Raw genomic sequence first — 16,452 nt, 5'->3', positions numbered from 1 at the left:
CACCCCCACCCCCCCCCGCCCCGCCGGCGCGCGGGCCGGCCCTCCCTGGGGGCCGTTCTTTTTTCGCGCACCAAACCACACCAAAAACCCCCCCCGGCCCCGGCAACAACCGTCGGTCAGCCCAGGTCGGGCTCCGCGCGGAGTTCGATCGAGCCGCCGGGCTGGTGGAGCTCCAGCACGACGATCTCGTTCACCCCGGCCCTCCATAGTGGACTCGGGGCGTAGAGCGTGCGTTGCGGGCCGATCGACCAGTAGCGGCCGAGCAGGAAGCCGTTCAGCCACACCATGCCCTTCTCCCAGCCGGGCAGCGCCAGGAAGCCGTCGGCGGGTTCGCCGATCCGCAGCGTCGCGCGGTGGAAGGCGGGGCCGGGCGGGGCGGCGCCGGGCCGGAACCGCAGGCCGGACAGGTCGTCCAGCGGCAGCGGCCGGATCTCCCAGCCGAACAGGGCCTGCGAGCCGTGCAGGACGCGGTCGGTGATGCCCTTGGGATCGTTGAGGCGCTGGCCGAAGTTGATCCGGCCCCCGGCGTCGACGAGCAGGTCCAGCCGCACCGACTCGCGCGGCACCGGCACCTCCACCGAGCCCTGCGGATCGTTGCGGTCGAGAGTGCCGAGTGGCTCGCCATCGGCGAAGACCAGCGCCCGGTCGGCCAGCCCGCGCACCCGGAGCCCGGCCGTCTCGCGCGGGCCCTGCACGCGGGTCCGGTAGTGGATCAGCCCGTGCGGCTGGCCCAGCGCCTCCATGTGCACAGGGGCGGACCGGTGGATCGGTTCGCTGAGCGCGTCGAGCGACTCCAGCAGCCCGGCAGTCGCGTCCGGTTGCACGCGCTGCGCCGGGAGCCGCGGCGGCAGCGGCGGCAGCGGGTCGTCCGGAACCGGCTCGTGGCGGGCGATGACCTCGCGGATCCGGTGGAACTTCGCGGTGAGCTCGCCGGCCTCGCCGATCGGCGCGTCGTAGTCGTAGCTGGTGATCGTTGGCTGGTACGCGGCCTTCGAATCGTCGAAGTTCGCGCCCGCCCACCAGCCGAAGTTCGTGCCGCCCACCGCCATGTAGAGCGACACCGATGCCTTGGCGGCCAGCATCTTCTCGACGTCCGCGGCCGTCTCGACCGGATCGGTGGTGTGGTGCGGCTCGCCCCAGTGGTCGAACCAGCCGTCCCAGAACTCCGTGCACCACAACGGCCCCTCCGGCTGGTACCGCCGCAGCGCGGCGAACGGCTCCGCGGGATCGCCGCTGAAGTTCACCGTCGCGAGCACATCCGGCAGGTTCCCGCCGCGCAGCATCCACTCCGACGGCCCGTTCGAGCAGAACAGCAGGCTGTCGATCCCGTTGCCGCGCATGGTGTTCCGCAGGTGGTCCAGGTGCGCCTGGTCGTTGCCGTAGCTGCCGTACTCGTTCTCCACCTGGAACGCGATCACCGGGCCGCCGCGGGTCGCCTGCAGCGGCGCCAGTCGCGGCAGCAGCTCGCCGAACCACTCGTCGACCAGGTCGCGGTAGGCCGGTTCGTCGCAGCGCAGCGGCAGATCCGGATCGGCCAGCAGCCAGGCGGGCAGCCCGCCGAAGTCCCACTCCGCGCAGATGTACGGGCCGGGCCGGACGACGACCTCGAGCCCCACCTCGGCGGCGGTCTCGACGAACCGGACGATGTCGCGCCAGCCGGTGAAGTCGATCGCGCCGCGCCGGGGCTCGTGGAAGTTCCAGGCCACGTAGGTGTCGACGGTGTTGAGTCCGAGCGCGCGCATCCTGGCCAGCCGGTCGCGCCAGTGGTCGGGATGGGTGCGGAAGTAGTGCATCTCGCCGGCCACGATCCGGAACGGCTTGCCGTCGAGCAGGAACTCGTCGCCGCGCACGGTCAGCCCGGACCGCTGCTGGGCCTGCGCGACGACCCGGTTGGTGCCCACCATGCCGATGGCGAGGCCGCCGAGCGCGAGCGAGCCGAGGAATCCCCGCCGGTTGACGCTTCCCATCGCCGCTCCCTTTTCGATGTTGCGCGAAACGACCTAGATTCTTGCGACTTCGAGCACCGATCGGCCAGGGTCGCAACCGGATCGGACCAGCGGCCTCGGGCCGGAAGCCTCTGGCGATCGGTGGCCGGGAGTGCTCATGCTGCGGGCATGACGTCGGACGATGCCGTCCGCTCCGCCACCGTGTGCCACTACAAGCGTGCCGGGGTGGCACCGCCGATCGAGATGATCGAGCGGTTCCGGGTGCTGGCCGGGAAGCGGGCCGCCGGGCGGGTGCTGGACATCGGCGCGTTCCTCCTCGAAGACCTGTTGGTCTACCGCCACATCTGCTACCTCGCGATGCTCGGCGCCAAACCGGAACTGCGCGGCGAACGCCCCGACCTGGACCCCGAGTTCGTCGACGGCGATCCGGCGAGCCTGCCGTTCCCGGATGCCGCCTTCGACGTGGTGGTCTGCCGATTCTCGTTGTGCAGCACGGAGCAACCGCAGTCGGCGCTGAGCGAGATCGGCCGGGTGCTGCGGCCGGTCGGCCAACTGCTGTTCCTCGAACACACCCGGGCGCCCGGCGTCGTCGGGCAGGCGCAGGACCGGGCGCAGGAGATGCTGCACGGCTGCCGGCGCTGCCGCCTCAACGTCGAGGTGCTGGCGCGCCTGTACCGGGCCGGGCTGGTGGTGCGCCGCGCCGACTGGTTCTGGCCGTCCGCGCACGTGCGCGCGCCGCTGGTGCAGGGCATCGCCACCCACCCGGAGCCGCAGTACGAGCGCGAACTCGCGTGGCTGCGCAATCCGATTCGCAAACCAGGAGACCCGTTATGGCCAGGAAGATAGCGGACTGCCGCAAATACCCGAGCGAGAGCAACTGCTCACTCACCATCAGCGGCGAGGAAGAAGAGGTGCTGCGGGCCGCCACCGAGCACGCGGTGTCGGTGCACCGGCACGAGGACACCCCGGAGCTGCGCGACCAGATCCGGGAGCTGCTGGAGGACGAGACGCCGGCCGGCGAGCCGAACGGCATGAACTTCGTGCAGCTCATCGAGTTCAAGACCGGCAAGCGGGACCAGCTCGACGAGCTGCTGGACGAATGGGAGGAAGCGACCGGAGGCAAGCGCACCGCAACACGCGCGGTGCTCACCCAAGACCACGAACACCCGGGCAGCTACTACGAACTCGTCGAATTCCCGTCCTACGACGAAGCGATGCGGAACTCCCGCCTACCGGAAACGGATGCCCTGTCCCGCAAGATGCGCGACCTCTGCGAAGAAGCACCGACCTTCCACAACCTCGACGTGGTCCGAGCCGAAAGGTTGTAGGGCACGTTTCCGCTGGCCACGGGCCGTGAGTACTTTGGGTCGCTATAGCAACCCAAAGTACTCACGGGCGGTGACCTGCGGAGACGTCAGCCCTGACCGACGGCGCGGCGGGCGAAATGGATCTCCGCCGCGACCTGGCGCAGCGTCTCCGACACCACCAACGAACCGTGTCCGGCGTCGTAGCGGTAGAACTCGAACGGGATCTCCCGCCGCCCCAACCGGTCCAGGTAGTTCAGGATCTGCTGGATCGGGCAGCGCGGATCGTTGTCGCCGGCCAGCACCAGCACCGGCGCCCGCACCTCGTCCACGTAGGTGATCGGCGAAGCCTTCTCGTAGATCTCCGGGACGTCCTCCGGCGAGCCGCCGAACAGCGCCCGGTCGTACGCCCGCAGCGGCTCCATCTCGTCGGCGTACGCCGAGACGTAGTCGGCCACCGGCACCCCGGCGACCCCGCCTGCCCACCGCTCCGGCTGCGTGCCCAGCGCCAGCAGCGTCAGGTAGCCGCCCCACGACGCGCCCGCGACGACGCTCAGCGCCGGCGTGGTCAGGCCCGCGTCGATCGCCCAGTCGTGCACCCGCGCGACGTCGGCCAGCTCGGTCAGGCCCGGGCGGCCCTCGATGGCGTCGCGCCACGTCGAGCCGTATCCGGTCGAGCCCCGGTAGTTGATCTCCACCACCGCGAACCCGGCGTCCAGCCAGGCCGCCCGGTAGGCGGAGAACCGGTCCTCGTCGGCCGCGTGCGGGCCGCCGTGCAGGCTGAACACCGTCGGCAGCGGCCCGTCGCCGGCGTCGGCCGGGCGCGCCACCAGCGCGTGCACCGTCTCGTTCGGCCCGTACGGCACCTCCACGAAGACGTCGGTGACGGCTTCCGAACCCGGCGGGCGGTCACCGGGCGGCGTCAGCAGCACCCGGTCCTCGCCGTCCCGCGAAACCGTGCGCACCAGCGACGGTGTCGCCGCCGACGACCACACGTACTCCACCGAGTGGTCCGGGCGCACCGACGCGCCCGCCACCGTGCCCGGCTGGGTCGGCAGCTCGGTGAGGCTGTCCGCGGCGAGGTCGTAGCGGTGCATCGTGGTCCGCGCGTGGTGGGTGTGCGCGATCAGCAGCGCCTTGCCGTCCGGGTACCAGTCGGCGGAGACCTCGCCGGGCAGGTCGAGCTTGATCTCCGTCTCGGTGTTCGCGACGACGTCCCAGACCAGCAGCTCCTCCTTGCCGCGCCGCTCGTGCAGCACCAGCAGCCGCGGGTCGCCGGTGACCGGCGCGAACGCCAGCGCGTCCAGGCCCTTGCCCGGGCCGTCCCACTTCTCGGCGACCTCGGAGCCGTCGACGCGCAGCACCCGCAGCGCCGGGTGCCGGCTGTCGCCGTGCTCGGAGTGCGAGATCACCACCATCGACTCGTCCCAGGACATCGCGGACAGCCCGCCGTCCTGCTCGTGCTCGTAGAGCACCTCCGGCCGGCCGCCGTCGCGCGCCACCCAGACCGTCACGCCGTCGTCGGTGGACATCCCCATGCCGATCACCGACGCCCCGAGCTCCAGGCCCGCCGGATACCCGGCATGCGTGCCCGGCAGCGCCGGCCGGGACTCGCCGGTGGCGAAGGGCTCGACCACCCAGCTGCCGAACTCGTCGCCGTCGGTGTCGTCGAACCACCAGATCTGCTCGCCGTCGGCGGACAACGTGCCGTGGAACGTCCCCTGTGGACGGTCGGTGACCTGGCGATGCTTGTCCGCGTCGCGGTCCCAGGTGTAGATCTCCCAGGTGCCGCTGAAGTTCGACACGTACAGGCTGCGTTGCGGGGCGTCCCGCGCCCAGTCGGGTAGCGACACGCGGGGTGCGCTGAACCGGGCCCGCCAGCGGGCCTCCCGCTCCGGATCGTCGAACAGCTTCTCTGGGATCTTCGCCTCGGGGTAGGTGCTCACGCCCCGATACTGCCCGATGTCGCCGCTACCGGCGGAGCCGACAGGCACTCAGCGGCGAACCTCGAAGAAGAAGCAGCCGAACTCCACCGCCCGCACGTGCAACAGCGCGATCTCCGGGTCCAGCAGGAGGTCCTCGGCGGTGCGCTCGGAAAGCTCGGTGTTCCGGTCGAGCAGGCAGCCGCCGAGGATGTGGCCGTCCTTGGAGTAGGCGCGCAGCACGCGTCGGCTGCCGCGCAGTTCCTCGGGCCACTCCGGCGAAGCCGGGCCGTCGCAGGAGTCGGCGTGGATGAACACGGGCCCGACCTCGTCGTAGGCGCCCGGATTGGCCCCGGCCTCCCGCGCCCAGCGCCGCAGCGGGGCGTAGGAGACGAGCGCGATCCGCTCGCCGGGCTGGGCGCGCCGCAGGCAGCAGCGCAGCGGAGCGCCGTCCTTCGCGTCCTCGATGCGGACGGAGACTTCGCGCCCGGCGTCATCGAGCTTGCGGAGTTCGTCGAGCACGTCAGGTTCGATGGGCAACACGCGGAAGGTCATACCTCGATCGTCGTCGCGCTCCGCGACGGAATCTGGCGGGAAACGGCCGCCTCACTCAGGAAAGCCGCCCGGTGAGCACCTCGGCGCGGCTGCGCCACGCGGTCTGGAGGAGTTGTTCGCCGGATGGTGCGTCAGCCCGGAGTCGTCACGGCGTGCCCGGCAGTGCGGACGGGTCGGTGGCCACGCCGCGCAGGCGGTTCAGGATGGCCTTGGTCGCCTTGTCGTAGCAGGTGATCTCGTCGTGCAGGACGGACTCGGCGTTGGCCATCTCCAGGAACGCGGCGAGCTCGAAGACCAGTTGCGGAACGTCGGTGTCCGCCGCCATCTCGCCCGCCTGCTGCGCGTCCCGCGCGGTCTGGTCGAGGAAGGCGAACCAGTTGGCGCGGGCTTCTGCGAGGGCGTCGTGGACCTTGCCCTCGCGTGCGTCGAATTCGGCCGAGACCGAATAGAAGAAGCAGCCGCCCGGGAAGACCCGCTCCCGGGAGTAGGTGAGCCAGTCGGTGCACACGTGCCACAGGCGGCCGAGCCCCGGTGGAAGGTCGCGAACCGGCTCGATCACATGCTCGGCGAAGATCTTGGTGGCGGCGTGGACGACGGCGAGCTGCAGGTCCTCCTTGGAGCCGAACAGGGCGAACACGCCGCTCTTGCTGAGCTTGAGCTCGCCCGCAAGCCGCCCCAGGGACAGTCCGTCGAGCCCCTCGACGGATGCCACGTCCACAGCGCGGCGGAGGATCAGCTGGCGGGTCCGGTTCCCGCGCTCGACTCGCAGGTCGCTGTGCGGTGCTGCCACGTCGGTGCCCACCTGGTCTCTCCGATCGGTCGATGGCGCGTCCGAGTCTATTGAAATGGGTGGACGACCGTGCGTTCAATGCTGTATCAAATAAGCACGAACGACCGTGCTGTTTGTTTGGAAAAGGTGCGGCCCACGTCTTCTGAGGAGATCTTCATGGTCGGCATTTGGTTCAACTCGTGGCAGCCCGGACCTGCGGGGCGCCACGGGGCCGGCGACGATCCGGGCGGTACTGCCGTCGTGAGCATCACCGAGTTCACGTCGCACCGGCCGTGGACCATGATCGGCGTGTGCGTCGCGGGCCTCGCCCTGCGCCGGGCCTGGCCGGATCTGGACGGCGTGGTCGGGATGTGGTTGTGGACGGCGCCCGGCCTCATGCGCCCGCGCTCGGGTGCGGTCTCGGTGTGGCGCGACGAGGAGGCTCTGCGGCGTTTCGTGGGGCGCCGCGATCACCTGCGGATCATGCGTTCCTATCGCCACCGCGGCGCCATGCGATCGACGATGTGGCGGACCGAGCGCTTCGACCGGACCGCCGTCCGGGAAGCCGCCCACGCCATCCTCGCCGGACGCTCCGCCTGGCCGTCTCCGTAGGCGGGAACGAAAAAGGGCCTTGGCCGGAAACTCCGGCCAAGGCCCTTCTGCGTCGGGGTGGCGGGATTTGAACCCACGATCTCTTCGACCCGAACGGCCCGCGAAGAAGACGCCTACCAGCTCGCACTTGACGCCGCCGACCTGCTTGAACCGCACCTCAACGGCGACAACGACGAAGCGAGGGCAATGTATGGCTCGGTGCCGTCGACCGCACCGAGCACGGCGGCAACTCTGGCAACACCGGAATCGGGATGTTCCGTTCAGCGGGACACATGCCCAGATATTGACGTTCCGGATGACCCCGGACCATGTGGCATCAGGAAGTAGTTTCCACGCTGCGGCATCTCTCGGAGTGGAACCCGAGGGATGTCGCAGCGACCTGCCACCGGTTCAGAGTTGGTCGAGATCGATGCTGTTCGCGATCGCGTGGTAGCCGGTGTCGTTCGGGTGCAGGCTGTCGTCGTAGACGTAGCCGGGCCGGGGCAGCCCAGGTTGGGCGGGGTCGGCCATCACCCGGTCGAAGTCGATGACCGAATCGAACTCGCCGCTGGTCCGAATCCACTCGTTGACATCGACGCGCACCTGCTCGGCCGCGTCCTGATCGTAGGGGAACTGCAAGCCGCGCAACGGGATGATGGTTGCGCCGACCGGCTTGATGCCGTGATCACGTGCGGCCCGGGCGAGCTCCCGGTAACCCTCGATCAGGCGCTGTGCGGTCACCTCGCCATCCGGGGGGAAGCACTGCTCGGGGCTGTCGAGATAGCCGCCCAGCAGATCGTTGCCGCCCAACTCGATGATCACCGTGCGAACGCCCGGCCGGGACAGCACGTCCCGCTGGAACCGAGTACGACCGGCCTGCCCGTAGCAAGGCGAGTCGGACAGCAGCCGGTTACCGGCGATCCCGGCGTTGGCCACGGCGACCGGGCGGTGCGCTGCGGCTAGCCGCTCGGCCAGGACGTCGGGGTACCTGCTGGTGGCACCGGAGGTCGAGCCGGCCCCGTCGGTGGCAGAGTCGCCGAAGGCCACCACCGTGTTCCGCTCCGGCAAAGCGAGGTCGGAGACTTCCACAGCGGCGAGGTAGTAGGAGGACTCGGTGGACTCGGTGTAGGCACTGCCGTCGCTGTCCGCCAGGTGGTCCCCGGGCGCCCGGTAGGACGTGGCGAGCCCCAGCCGGTGGAAGGTCGCCGGACCGGTGGGATCGGTGAATCGCAGCGTCACCGACAACTTCTCCAGCGGCTCGGTCGGCAGTGGAACCGGATCGCTGACCAGTTCCTGCCCAGCCGGGATCGCCACGTCCGGAGCGCCGGCGAACGTCAGCGTCCGCATCGTGCCGGGCCACACCTGGGCGTTTCCGCCGTTGGCCAGGCCGGGCCGGGAGGGATCGGCCGCGCCCGGCAGGCCGACCGCCGCACCGGCCACCCGCAGCGGCGAACTGCCGTAGACGTTGGACACCCTGATCCTGACCTGGGAGCCACCGGTGCTGACCCGGACCACCTGGCGAAGCGTCTGGTCGGCGAAGCCCTGCTGCGACCAGTTCGGCCCGAGGTCGTCGTCGCCGGCTACTGGCCATTGGGCCGCGGCCGCCCACGCCACCGCCCACTCCGAACCGGTTCCGCCCGTCTCCGCGGTTGGTTCGGTAGCCCACGGCGACGCGCAGCCGACGGCACCGAGCAGTGAGCTCCCGGCGAGTACCGCACCGGCGAGTGCGGTGGCAGTTCTCATCCGTCGCCGGGGTGTTTTCGGGGTGGGCATGGGGAATTTCCTCCGAATCTGCGCCCTGTCGGCAGGGCGGCGTGCAGTCCCACCGATCTCACCGCGCCACCGGCCACAGGTCATTACGGCTACTACCCGAACCCCGGGTATATCTGGCCCTACCCCAGCGGGCCATGGCGATCAGCGCCGACCAGTCGAGACGAACCCTGCACGAATCGGCTGCCACCTCGCTGAGCTCGACCTGTGTCGTGTTCGGTGAAGTCGGCCAGCTCGGTGGGGCTGGAGTGCCGGCACCCGCGGCGCGCTGGAGGCGTACCGGGTTCGCTACCTGGTTGTTCCAGCCGGCGGCCACGGGGTGGTCTCCGAAGAAAAGCCCGCAGCCTGCGCGGCCGGTCCCAGTGCTGGGCGAGCCGTGGCCAGGTGTGCCCGCACGCGGGCGAGGCGCTCGCGGGAGGGCTGACGCCTGCTGGGTGCCGATTGCGTCAGGGCTGACCCCGCACGGAGTTCGTCACTCCTACAAGACGCTGATGGAGGAGCCGGGTACGCCCCCCGGTCTTGGCCGACGAGCGCATCGGGCACACAGCCGGTTCAGTCCAACGGCGCTACACACACGTGACGGCGGGGATGCGGCCCGACTCGCCGAGAACCTGACGCGGTGCTGGGAAGCGGCATTAGACGCTCGTTTGGCCATGTCGCCAGGGGCACCAGTGGCCGCGCTGGACGAGCTCTTGCAGGCGCGGGCGGGAAGCGACGAAGGGAGATGATCCCAAGATCTTCTCCCGCAAGGGGCTTTCGACTACGAAGAAAGGGCCTGGTCGGAACTTCTCGCGAAGCTCCGACCAGGCCCTTTCGCCTGTCGGGGTGGCGGGATTTGAACCCACGACCTCTTCGACCCGAACGAAGCGCGCTCCCAAGCTGCGCCACACCCCGATCTTTCAGCGGTGAACATCTCGGGTGCTCGTTCAACCGCTGGATCATAGTCTAGCGGATGCTCCCACCCGTTCCGAACGGGGTCCTCCTAATGGAGTTTTCGCTGGTGGAAGCCGGTTTTTGGAGCCGGGGCAGCAAGGTTAGCAAGGTCGCCTCCGGTGGGCACGCGAAACGCACCGGCGCGTACGGCGAGGTGCCCAGCCCGGCCGACACGTGCAGGTGCATGTGCTCGCCCCAGGTGGACGCGCCGCGCGCCCGCGACCGGTCCAGCTCGCAGTTGGTCACCAGCGCCCCGTAGCCGGGCAGCCGCAGCTGCCCGCCGTGGGTGTGACCGGCCAGCACCAGGTCGTAGCCGTCCTCGGCGAACGAGTCCAGCACCCGCGGCTCGGGGGAGTGCGTCACGCCCAGGCGCAGGTGGGCGTCGGACGGCGCCGGGCCGGCGATCAGGTCGTAGCGGTCCAGGTGCAGGTGCGGGTCGTCGAGCCCGGCCAGGTGGATCCGCATCCCGGCGACCTCGATCTCGTGCTGCCGGTGCGTCGCATCCAGCCAGCCGCGCTCGGTCATCGCCGCCCGCAGATCGCGCCACGGCAGCGGTTCCCCGTGGAGCCGCTTCGCCTTCCGCGACGGCACCAGGTAACGGGCCGGGTTCTTCTTGGTCGGCCCGTAGTAGTCGTTGCTGCCGAAGACGAACACGCCGGGCTTGTCCAGCAGCGGGCCCATCGCGCGCAGTGCTGCGGGCACCGCCTGCGGGTGCGCAAGGTTGTCGCCGGTGTTGACCACCAGGTCCGGGTCCAGCTCGGCGAGCTCGGCCACCCACCGCTGCTTGGACCGCTGGTTCGGGGTCATGTGCAGGTCGGAGATGTGCAGCACGCGAAGCGGTGCCGCGTCCTCGGCGAGCACCGGCAGCGTCGCCTGCCGGAGCGTCCAGTGGCGCCGTTCGATCGCGGCCGAGTAGGTGACCGCGGCGGCGCCGAGAGCGCCCGTGCTGAGCAGAATCCGCCCGAACTTGTTCACCCCACCAACCCTACGACGACACCGACCCGGGCGGCTGACGGCCTGACGCCGGGCGGCCGGGCCCGCGGCGGGATAATCGCCACATGGCCGAGCTCAAGGACAAGCTGCGGGCGGACCTCTCCGCCGCGATGAAGCAACGCGACACCGTCATCACCGGGGTCCTGCGGATGGCGCTGGCCGCCGTCGGCAAGGAGGAGGTCGCGGGCAAGCAAGCGCGCGAGCTCACCGACGAAGAGGTACAGCGCGTGCTGAACAAGGAGGCGAAGAAGCGCGACGAGGCCGCCGAGGCGTTCCGCGGCGCCGGGCGCGGGGAGCAGGCCGACGCCGAGGTCGGCGAGGCCGAGATCCTGCGGCGCTACCTGCCGCAGCCGCTCGGCGACGACGAGCTGGCGCAGCTCGTGCGGGACGCGATCGCGGAGGTCGAGGGCGAGCTCGGCGAGCGGCCGGGGATGAAGCAGATGGGCCAGGTCATGAAGGCGGTCAACGCCAAGGCGGCGGGCCGAGCCGAAGGCGGCAAGGTCGCGGCCCTGGTCAAGGCCCAGCTGGCCGGCTGACTCCCGAGGTCATGTTTTCGCTGGTCACGGGGCCGTGAGTGTTTCGGGGTGCCATAGCGCCCCAAAGCGCTCACGGCCCCGTGCCTGCTGAAACCGTCGTGACACCGCGGTGAAACCCGTGTCCGCATCCTCGGCGTGGTCATGGACTTCGGTCCGTTCCACGCGAAGAGGAGTCACGATGCAGCACGAACCGAACGAGGGCGCCGCGCCACCGCTGGGTCGCCGGTACGAGGTCGACGGGCGGCGGCTGTTCCTGCACCGCTCGGGCACCGGCGGCCCGGCGGTGGTGTTCCTGCCCGGTGCAGGCGCCGTCGGCCTGGACTACCTGAACCTCCACCAGCGGGTCGCCGAGCTCACCACCAGCGTGATCTACGACCGCGGCGGAACCGGCTGGAGCGACCCGCTCCCGCTCCCGCGCACTGCCGCCGAAACCGCCACCGAGCTGCGGGATCTGCTGCGCGCCGCCGAGGTCCCCGGGCCTTACGTGCTCGCCGCGCATTCGCTCGGCGGGACCCACGCCCGCCGCTTCTCGCAGCTGTTCCCCGACGAGGTGGCGGGCCTGCTCTGGCTGGAGGGCCTGCACGAGGACTGGGACGTCCACATGCCGGAGTCGATGCGCCTGGTGAATTCGACCCAGCCGCTGCCCGACCTCGACGAGGAGCAGCTCCAGCAGTTCCGCGCCTACTTTTCGCAGATGTTCGCCACGTGGCCGGACGAGCTCCGCGAACTGCTCGTCGAACGCCACCTCTCCGTCGAGTGGCTGCACTCCAACAACCACCAGCGGAGCAACGTGCCCGAGCTCGCCGCGGAGATCCGGGCCGGGGGAGGCGGGCCGGACGTGCCGCTGATCGCGCTCACCGGCGTGGGGATCGACCCCGGCCAGGCGCTGTTCATGTCCGACGAGGAGCTGCGCGAGCTGAACGAGAGCAAGCAGAAGCTCTTCCAGGCGTTCGTCGACTCGGTCACGCGCGGCGAGCACCGCGTGCTCGAAGGCGCCGGTCACAGCACGCTCCACACCGATCGCCCGGACGCCGTGCTCGAAGCGGTGCGGGATCTGCTCAGCCGGTTGCGCTGAGCCGATCGCGTTGTCGCAGCGCAGCCAGCGCTGCGGCGCGCAGGTCGTCGCGGCTCAGGCCGGCATACGCGGACACCGCCTCGGCGTATGCCGGCTCGCCGGCGAGCTCGACCGCCCGGCGGACGCCGGCGGCCGACATGGTGGGCTGGTAGCCCCGCAGGAAGCGGAACCGCTCGGCCAGGGCGATCAGCCGAGCCCCGGACTCGGCCGCCCGCGCATCGCCGGTGACGTCCACCCAGGCCAAGGCCAGCAGGAGCGTGCCGCAGATCGGGAAGTCCTCCAGGTGCGGCGACGTCCTGGCGAGGGGCTCGGCCAGCATCGCGGTCAGGGTGCGCGGCAGTTCCCCGGCGATGTCCGCGACGAGGTCGAGCCGCCCGTGCTGGGCGTGGGCGATCACCGCGACGGCCCGGGTCTCCACGGTCCACGGCCGCAGGCCGCGCGGGTCGTCGCGGAAGACCTGGCTCTCCGCTGTCCGGAGCCGGTCGGCGGCCCGCCGCCACAGGCGCAGGCCAGCGTCGACGTCGCCGCGGGCCAGCGAGATCTCCGCCCGTCCGGCCAGGTCCGGCACCAGCTCGGCGACGGTGTCGTCGGCCCGGTTCTGCTCGGTCAGCGCCAGCCACTGCTCGGCCTCGTCGACGTCGCCGAGCTGCAGGTTGGCCAGAACCATCGCCCAGCGCAGCTGGGTCACGTCGGACCACGCCCCGAGCTCCTTCAGCGCGCCCAGCGCGGCCCGCAGGTGGTGCCGCGCCTGCTCGCCCCGTTCGACCTGCATGGCAAGCGATCCGACCCGGCCGTGGGCGAGCGCCCGCAGCCACGGGTGGCTGCCGCCGTCGATCGCGGTGATCATCCGGTTGGCCGCGGCCAGCGCGCCGTGCGGATCGTTCTCGTTCTCGTAGCGGAAGGTGGCGATGCCGTTGGCCATTCCGGCCAGCAGCGGCTCGTCGCTGTCGCACAACCCGCGCAGCGCTGGGCCATCCGAGGTCAACACCGCCGCGAGGGCCCGGATCGGGGTGTCCGGCGGCGCCGCCGGCAGTCGGCGCAGCGTCACCAGCGAGCGGGTCGCGCGAGGCCCGTCGATGACGAATGTGCTTGCGGTGCAAAGAGCTGTCGTGGTCCGAGTGGCCTCGACGAGCGCGGGTTCCGGTTCGAAGTGCGACAGCACCCGGGCCGTTTCCGCAGCCAGCGCGGCGAGCCGCGGGTAGTTGGATTCGACGGTCCACAGCCCCGCGAGCACGGCGGCGGTCGCCGAGACCGTGCGCCCGTCCACCCGATCAACAGCGTGGCGCAAGGCGTGCAGCAGGTTGTCCCGTTCCGCCCGGATCCGCTCGGCAACCGGCACCGGATCTGAACCGAACAGCGAATCATGTTGCGACGCACTGAAATTGCGCGCCCACGCGAGGAAATCGACTAGTACGAGGTCGGTTTCGCCGGCCGCATCTCGCCGGGCTGCGCTGAACTCGCGCACCGTCTCCAACATCCGGAAGCGCGCGCCCGAAGCGGTGTCGGTGACCTTGAGCAGCGACTGGTCGACCAGTTCCTCCAGGACGTCGGGCTCGCCGAGCAGCGCCCGCGCGGCGTCGGCGGTGAATCCGCCGGGGAACACCGACAACGCGCGCATGGCAGCCTGCCCAGCAGGTTCGAGGAGGCTCCAGCTCCAGTCGACCACGGCTTGCAGCGTTCGGTGCCGGCGCGGAGCATCCCGCGCCCCGCCGCGCAGCAGGCCGAAGCGGTCGTCGAGGCGGCGGGCGATCTCGGCGACCGACATGGCCCGGACCCGCGCTGCGGCCAGCTCCACAGCGAGCGGAAGCCCGTCGAGACGGCGGCACAAGGCGGCCACGACATCCCGCGGCAGCTCGACGCTGGGGCGAGCCGCCCGCGCGCGCTGCTCGAACAGCTCGACGGTCGTCGGGAGGTCCAACTCCGGCAGCAGGTGCACCGACTCCGACGACAGGCCGAGCGGGGCGCGGCTGGTGACGAGCACCCGCACGTCCCCGGCCATCGCCACCAGCGCTCCCACCAGCTCCGCGACGCCGTCGATCACGTGCTCGCAGTTGTCCAGCACCAGCAGCGCCGAACCGCGGTCCAGGGCGTCGGCGATCCCGAGGAGCCCATCCCGTTCCCCGACACCGAGCGCCGCCGCGACCTCGCCGACGACGTCGTCATCGGCGGCGAGGCCGGTGAGCGCGACGAAGTGCACGATGCGCTGCTGCGCCTGGCGGCTCACCGCGTGCGCCAAGCGCGTCTTGCCGAGGCCACCGGGACCCACGATCGAGGCGACTCGGGACGAGCGCAGCAGGCTCTCCACCACGGCGATGTCATCGGCGCGACCCAGCAGCGGATTGGGTTCGTGCCGCACGCCGCGCCGGACGACGGGAGCCTGCCCGCGCAGCAGCTGCCGGTGCAGCTCCTGGAGCGCGGGCCCGGGATCGGAACCGAGCTCGTCGCGCAGCGACCGCCGGTACGACTCGTACCTGGAAAGCGCTGCGGGCGGCCCGGCCGTCGCAGCCTCGCAGCGCAGCAGCTCCAGCAGGACCTCCTCATCCCTCGGCCTCGCGCGGAACAGCTCGGCCAGCGGCTCGACCGCCTCGGCGTGGCGGCCCAGCCGCGACAGTGCAAGAGCGCGGGCGCGCACCAGCGACTGGTGCACCGACGCCCGCTCGGCCCGGAGCGCCGAAACAGGGTCGTCGAGCATCTCGTCGCTCGGCGATTCGTCCCAGAACGCGAGTCCGGCCTCGGCGTGCGCGAGGGCCGCGGCGTGATCGCCGGATTGGGAGTGCCGGGCGCTGGCGGCGGCGCAGAGCCGGACGGCGGAGGCGTCGACCTGGTCCTCACCGATCGCCAGGCGGTACCCGGTCGGGGTTCGCGCGATCATCTCGGAGCCCAGCTGCGCGCGGGCGCGGGACACCAGGACCTGCAGCGCCTTGGCCGGATTCTCCGGCTGTTCCTCGGGCCAGAGTCCGTCGAGCAGGCGAGCGGTGCTGCAGCCGGTGCGGAGATCGCTTGCCAGGAGGGCGAGCAGCCCGTGCAGCCGAGGACCGGTGATCTCCCGGCCCCGGAAGGAAACCCGGGACAACAGGGTCAACTCCGCGATCACCGAACCAGGCTAGCCAGCCACCCGCCGCACCGGGGTTCGCAGTTTCAATTGAAACTGCGAACCCCAGAAGTACGGACGAGCGTCAGTCGCCTGCAGCGTTGCGGCGCCAGTAGGCGAGGGCGTAAAGGCGGCGCCGATCCAGGCCGAGTTCCCGCTGGCAGTGCTCGCGGAGCTGGTGGACCACGTCGGCTTCCGCGCCGATCCACACGTGCGGATTCGGGCCCAGCTCGGCGGACCGCAGCGCATCCACGAGCAGCGTGCTCTCGTCCGCCGGGACGCCGTCGCGGTGCAGCCAGTTCCAGGTGACACCGGCGGCGGAACCGATCGACTGCTCCTCCGCGGCGTCGGCGACCTCGGCGAACACCTGCACGCGGGCCTCGGCGGGCAGCTCCTCCAGGATCGCCGCGATGGCCGGCAGCGCCGTCTCATCGCCGACCAGCACCAGCGGATCGGCGTCCGGCTGCGGCCGGTACGCGGGGCTGGGGCCGACGGTGACGATCTGCTCGCCGGGCGCGACCTGCGTCGCCCACGTGCTGCCCGGCCCGTCGTGGTCGTGCACGACGAAGTCGATCGCCAGCTCCTGCCGCTGCGGGTCGAACCAGCGGACGGTGTAGGTGCGCTGCCGGGGCTGCTGCTCGCGGGGCAGCGCGAACACCTCGGCGCGGGTGCGGCCCAGCGGCATCGGTTGGCCGGGCTGCGGCAGGCACAGCTTGATGCGCTGGTCGCTGCCGTTGCTGACGAAGTCCGAGAGCTCCGAGCCACCGAGCGTGACGCGCACCATCCGAGGCGTGATGCGCTCGGTCGCCCGCACGTCCAGCAACCGGTATCGGGATCGCGCGCGCCTGGTGCTCGCCTGCGTGTTCGTCACGCACCCGAGTCTAAAGAGCCCGCTCCCGGGCTCGACCCGCATGGCAGGTGCGCCTACGGCTCGTGAGCGTTTTGGATCGCCATGGCGATCCAAAAC

Annotated in this window: 13 protein-coding genes and 1 tRNA gene; 5 read left to right on the top strand and 9 right to left on the bottom strand. The window is 71.0% G+C overall.

The annotated features are described in order from the left end of the window. Window positions 1-116: 116 nt before the first annotated feature. Window positions 117-1,967 (bottom strand): beta-galactosidase family protein, encoded by a 1,851-nt coding sequence (locus AB0I53_RS45340; protein ID WP_358616257.1) that lies wholly within the window; start codon window positions 1,965-1,967, stop codon window positions 117-119. A gap of 147 nt (window positions 1,968-2,114) precedes the next feature. Between AB0I53_RS45340 and AB0I53_RS45335 the strand changes: the two genes are divergently transcribed. Beyond that, window positions 2,115-2,792: a class I SAM-dependent methyltransferase gene (locus AB0I53_RS45335; protein WP_358616254.1), complete on the top strand. Its 678-nt coding sequence runs from the start codon at window positions 2,115-2,117 to the stop codon at window positions 2,790-2,792. Beyond that, window positions 2,777-3,274, top strand: coding sequence for a DUF1059 domain-containing protein (locus tag AB0I53_RS45330; protein ID WP_358616252.1), 498 nt, complete (start codon window positions 2,777-2,779; stop codon window positions 3,272-3,274). The genes AB0I53_RS45335 and AB0I53_RS45330 overlap by 16 nt, the downstream gene beginning before the upstream one ends. Window positions 3,275-3,360: 86 nt before the next feature. Here AB0I53_RS45330 and AB0I53_RS45325 read toward each other — a convergent pair whose 3' ends face one another. The 3 genes from AB0I53_RS45325 to AB0I53_RS45315 all read right to left on the bottom strand — a co-directional run bounded on the left by AB0I53_RS45325 (window position 3,361) and on the right by AB0I53_RS45315 (window position 6,529). Next, window positions 3,361-5,196, bottom strand: coding sequence for a prolyl oligopeptidase family serine peptidase (locus AB0I53_RS45325; protein WP_358616249.1), 1,836 nt, complete (start codon window positions 5,194-5,196; stop codon window positions 3,361-3,363). A gap of 48 nt (window positions 5,197-5,244) precedes the next feature. After that, on the bottom strand, window positions 5,245-5,727 hold the full coding sequence (locus AB0I53_RS45320; RefSeq protein WP_358616246.1) for a DUF1203 domain-containing protein: 483 nt from the start codon (window positions 5,725-5,727) through the stop codon (window positions 5,245-5,247). Window positions 5,728-5,872: 145 nt separating this feature from the next. Further along, the gene (locus tag AB0I53_RS45315) at window positions 5,873-6,529 is read right to left on the bottom strand and encodes a TetR/AcrR family transcriptional regulator (protein WP_358616243.1); all 657 of its coding nucleotides are present in this window, start codon (window positions 6,527-6,529) and stop codon (window positions 5,873-5,875) included. A 144-nt stretch (window positions 6,530-6,673) separates the two neighbouring features. Between AB0I53_RS45315 and AB0I53_RS45310 the strand changes: the two genes are divergently transcribed. Beyond that, window positions 6,674-7,108 carry a hypothetical protein gene (locus AB0I53_RS45310; protein ID WP_358616240.1) on the top strand — a complete coding sequence of 145 codons (435 nt, stop codon included), beginning with the start codon at window positions 6,674-6,676 and terminating at the stop codon, window positions 7,106-7,108. Window positions 7,109-7,498: 390 nt separating this feature from the next. Here AB0I53_RS45310 and AB0I53_RS45305 read toward each other — a convergent pair whose 3' ends face one another. From AB0I53_RS45305 to AB0I53_RS45295, 3 genes are all read right to left on the bottom strand, one after another. Beyond that, window positions 7,499-8,830 carry an SGNH/GDSL hydrolase family protein gene (locus tag AB0I53_RS45305; RefSeq protein ID WP_358616238.1) on the bottom strand — a complete coding sequence of 444 codons (1,332 nt, stop codon included), beginning with the start codon at window positions 8,828-8,830 and terminating at the stop codon, window positions 7,499-7,501. Between the two features lie 847 nt (window positions 8,831-9,677). After that, window positions 9,678-9,751, bottom strand: a tRNA-Pro gene (locus tag AB0I53_RS45300). A 51-nt stretch (window positions 9,752-9,802) separates the two neighbouring features. Then, a complete protein-coding gene (locus AB0I53_RS45295; protein ID WP_358616235.1) occupies window positions 9,803-10,765 on the bottom strand; it encodes a metallophosphoesterase in 963 nt (320 codons plus the stop codon). Window positions 10,766-10,848: 83 nt separating this feature from the next. Between AB0I53_RS45295 and AB0I53_RS45290 the strand changes: the two genes are divergently transcribed. Next, the gene (locus AB0I53_RS45290) at window positions 10,849-11,319 is read left to right on the top strand and encodes a GatB/YqeY domain-containing protein (protein WP_358616232.1); all 471 of its coding nucleotides are present in this window, start codon (window positions 10,849-10,851) and stop codon (window positions 11,317-11,319) included. Between the two features lie 178 nt (window positions 11,320-11,497). Next, the gene (locus AB0I53_RS45285) at window positions 11,498-12,394 is read left to right on the top strand and encodes an alpha/beta hydrolase (protein ID WP_358616229.1); all 897 of its coding nucleotides are present in this window, start codon (window positions 11,498-11,500) and stop codon (window positions 12,392-12,394) included. Here the strand turns inward: AB0I53_RS45285 and AB0I53_RS45280 are convergent. Then, window positions 12,378-15,488 (bottom strand): BTAD domain-containing putative transcriptional regulator, encoded by a 3,111-nt coding sequence (locus AB0I53_RS45280; RefSeq protein ID WP_358616226.1) that lies wholly within the window; start codon window positions 15,486-15,488, stop codon window positions 12,378-12,380. The genes AB0I53_RS45285 and AB0I53_RS45280 overlap by 17 nt on opposite strands. Window positions 15,489-15,570: 82 nt before the next feature. Then, window positions 15,571-16,356, bottom strand: coding sequence for a siderophore-interacting protein (locus tag AB0I53_RS45275; protein WP_358616223.1), 786 nt, complete (start codon window positions 16,354-16,356; stop codon window positions 15,571-15,573). Window positions 16,357-16,452 lie beyond the last annotated feature (96 nt).

The organism is Saccharopolyspora sp. NPDC050389 (genome assembly GCF_040655595.1).
In the GTDB taxonomy this organism is placed as follows: Bacteria; Actinomycetota; Actinomycetes; order Mycobacteriales; family Pseudonocardiaceae; genus Saccharopolyspora.
Note: the sequence above shows the minus strand (reverse complement) of the source record. Positions and strands in the feature narration are given on the sequence as shown.

Excerpts from the sequence above, each read along its gene's own strand:
- AB0I53_RS45340 (WP_358616257.1), bottom strand. The coding sequence starts at position 1,967 with ATGGGAAGCGTCAACCGGCGGGGATTCCTCGGCTCGCTCGCGCTCGGC.
- AB0I53_RS45335 (WP_358616254.1), top strand. The coding sequence starts at position 2,115 with ATGACGTCGGACGATGCCGTCCGCTCCGCCACCGTGTGCCACTACAAG.
- AB0I53_RS45330 (WP_358616252.1), top strand. The coding sequence starts at position 2,777 with ATGGCCAGGAAGATAGCGGACTGCCGCAAATACCCGAGCGAGAGCAAC.
- AB0I53_RS45320 (WP_358616246.1), bottom strand. The coding sequence starts at position 5,727 with ATGACCTTCCGCGTGTTGCCCATCGAACCTGACGTGCTCGACGAACTC.
- AB0I53_RS45310 (WP_358616240.1), top strand. The coding sequence starts at position 6,674 with ATGGTCGGCATTTGGTTCAACTCGTGGCAGCCCGGACCTGCGGGGCGC.
- AB0I53_RS45305 (WP_358616238.1), bottom strand. The coding sequence starts at position 8,830 with ATGAGAACTGCCACCGCACTCGCCGGTGCGGTACTCGCCGGGAGCTCA.
- AB0I53_RS45290 (WP_358616232.1), top strand. The coding sequence starts at position 10,849 with ATGGCCGAGCTCAAGGACAAGCTGCGGGCGGACCTCTCCGCCGCGATG.
- AB0I53_RS45285 (WP_358616229.1), top strand. The coding sequence starts at position 11,498 with ATGCAGCACGAACCGAACGAGGGCGCCGCGCCACCGCTGGGTCGCCGG.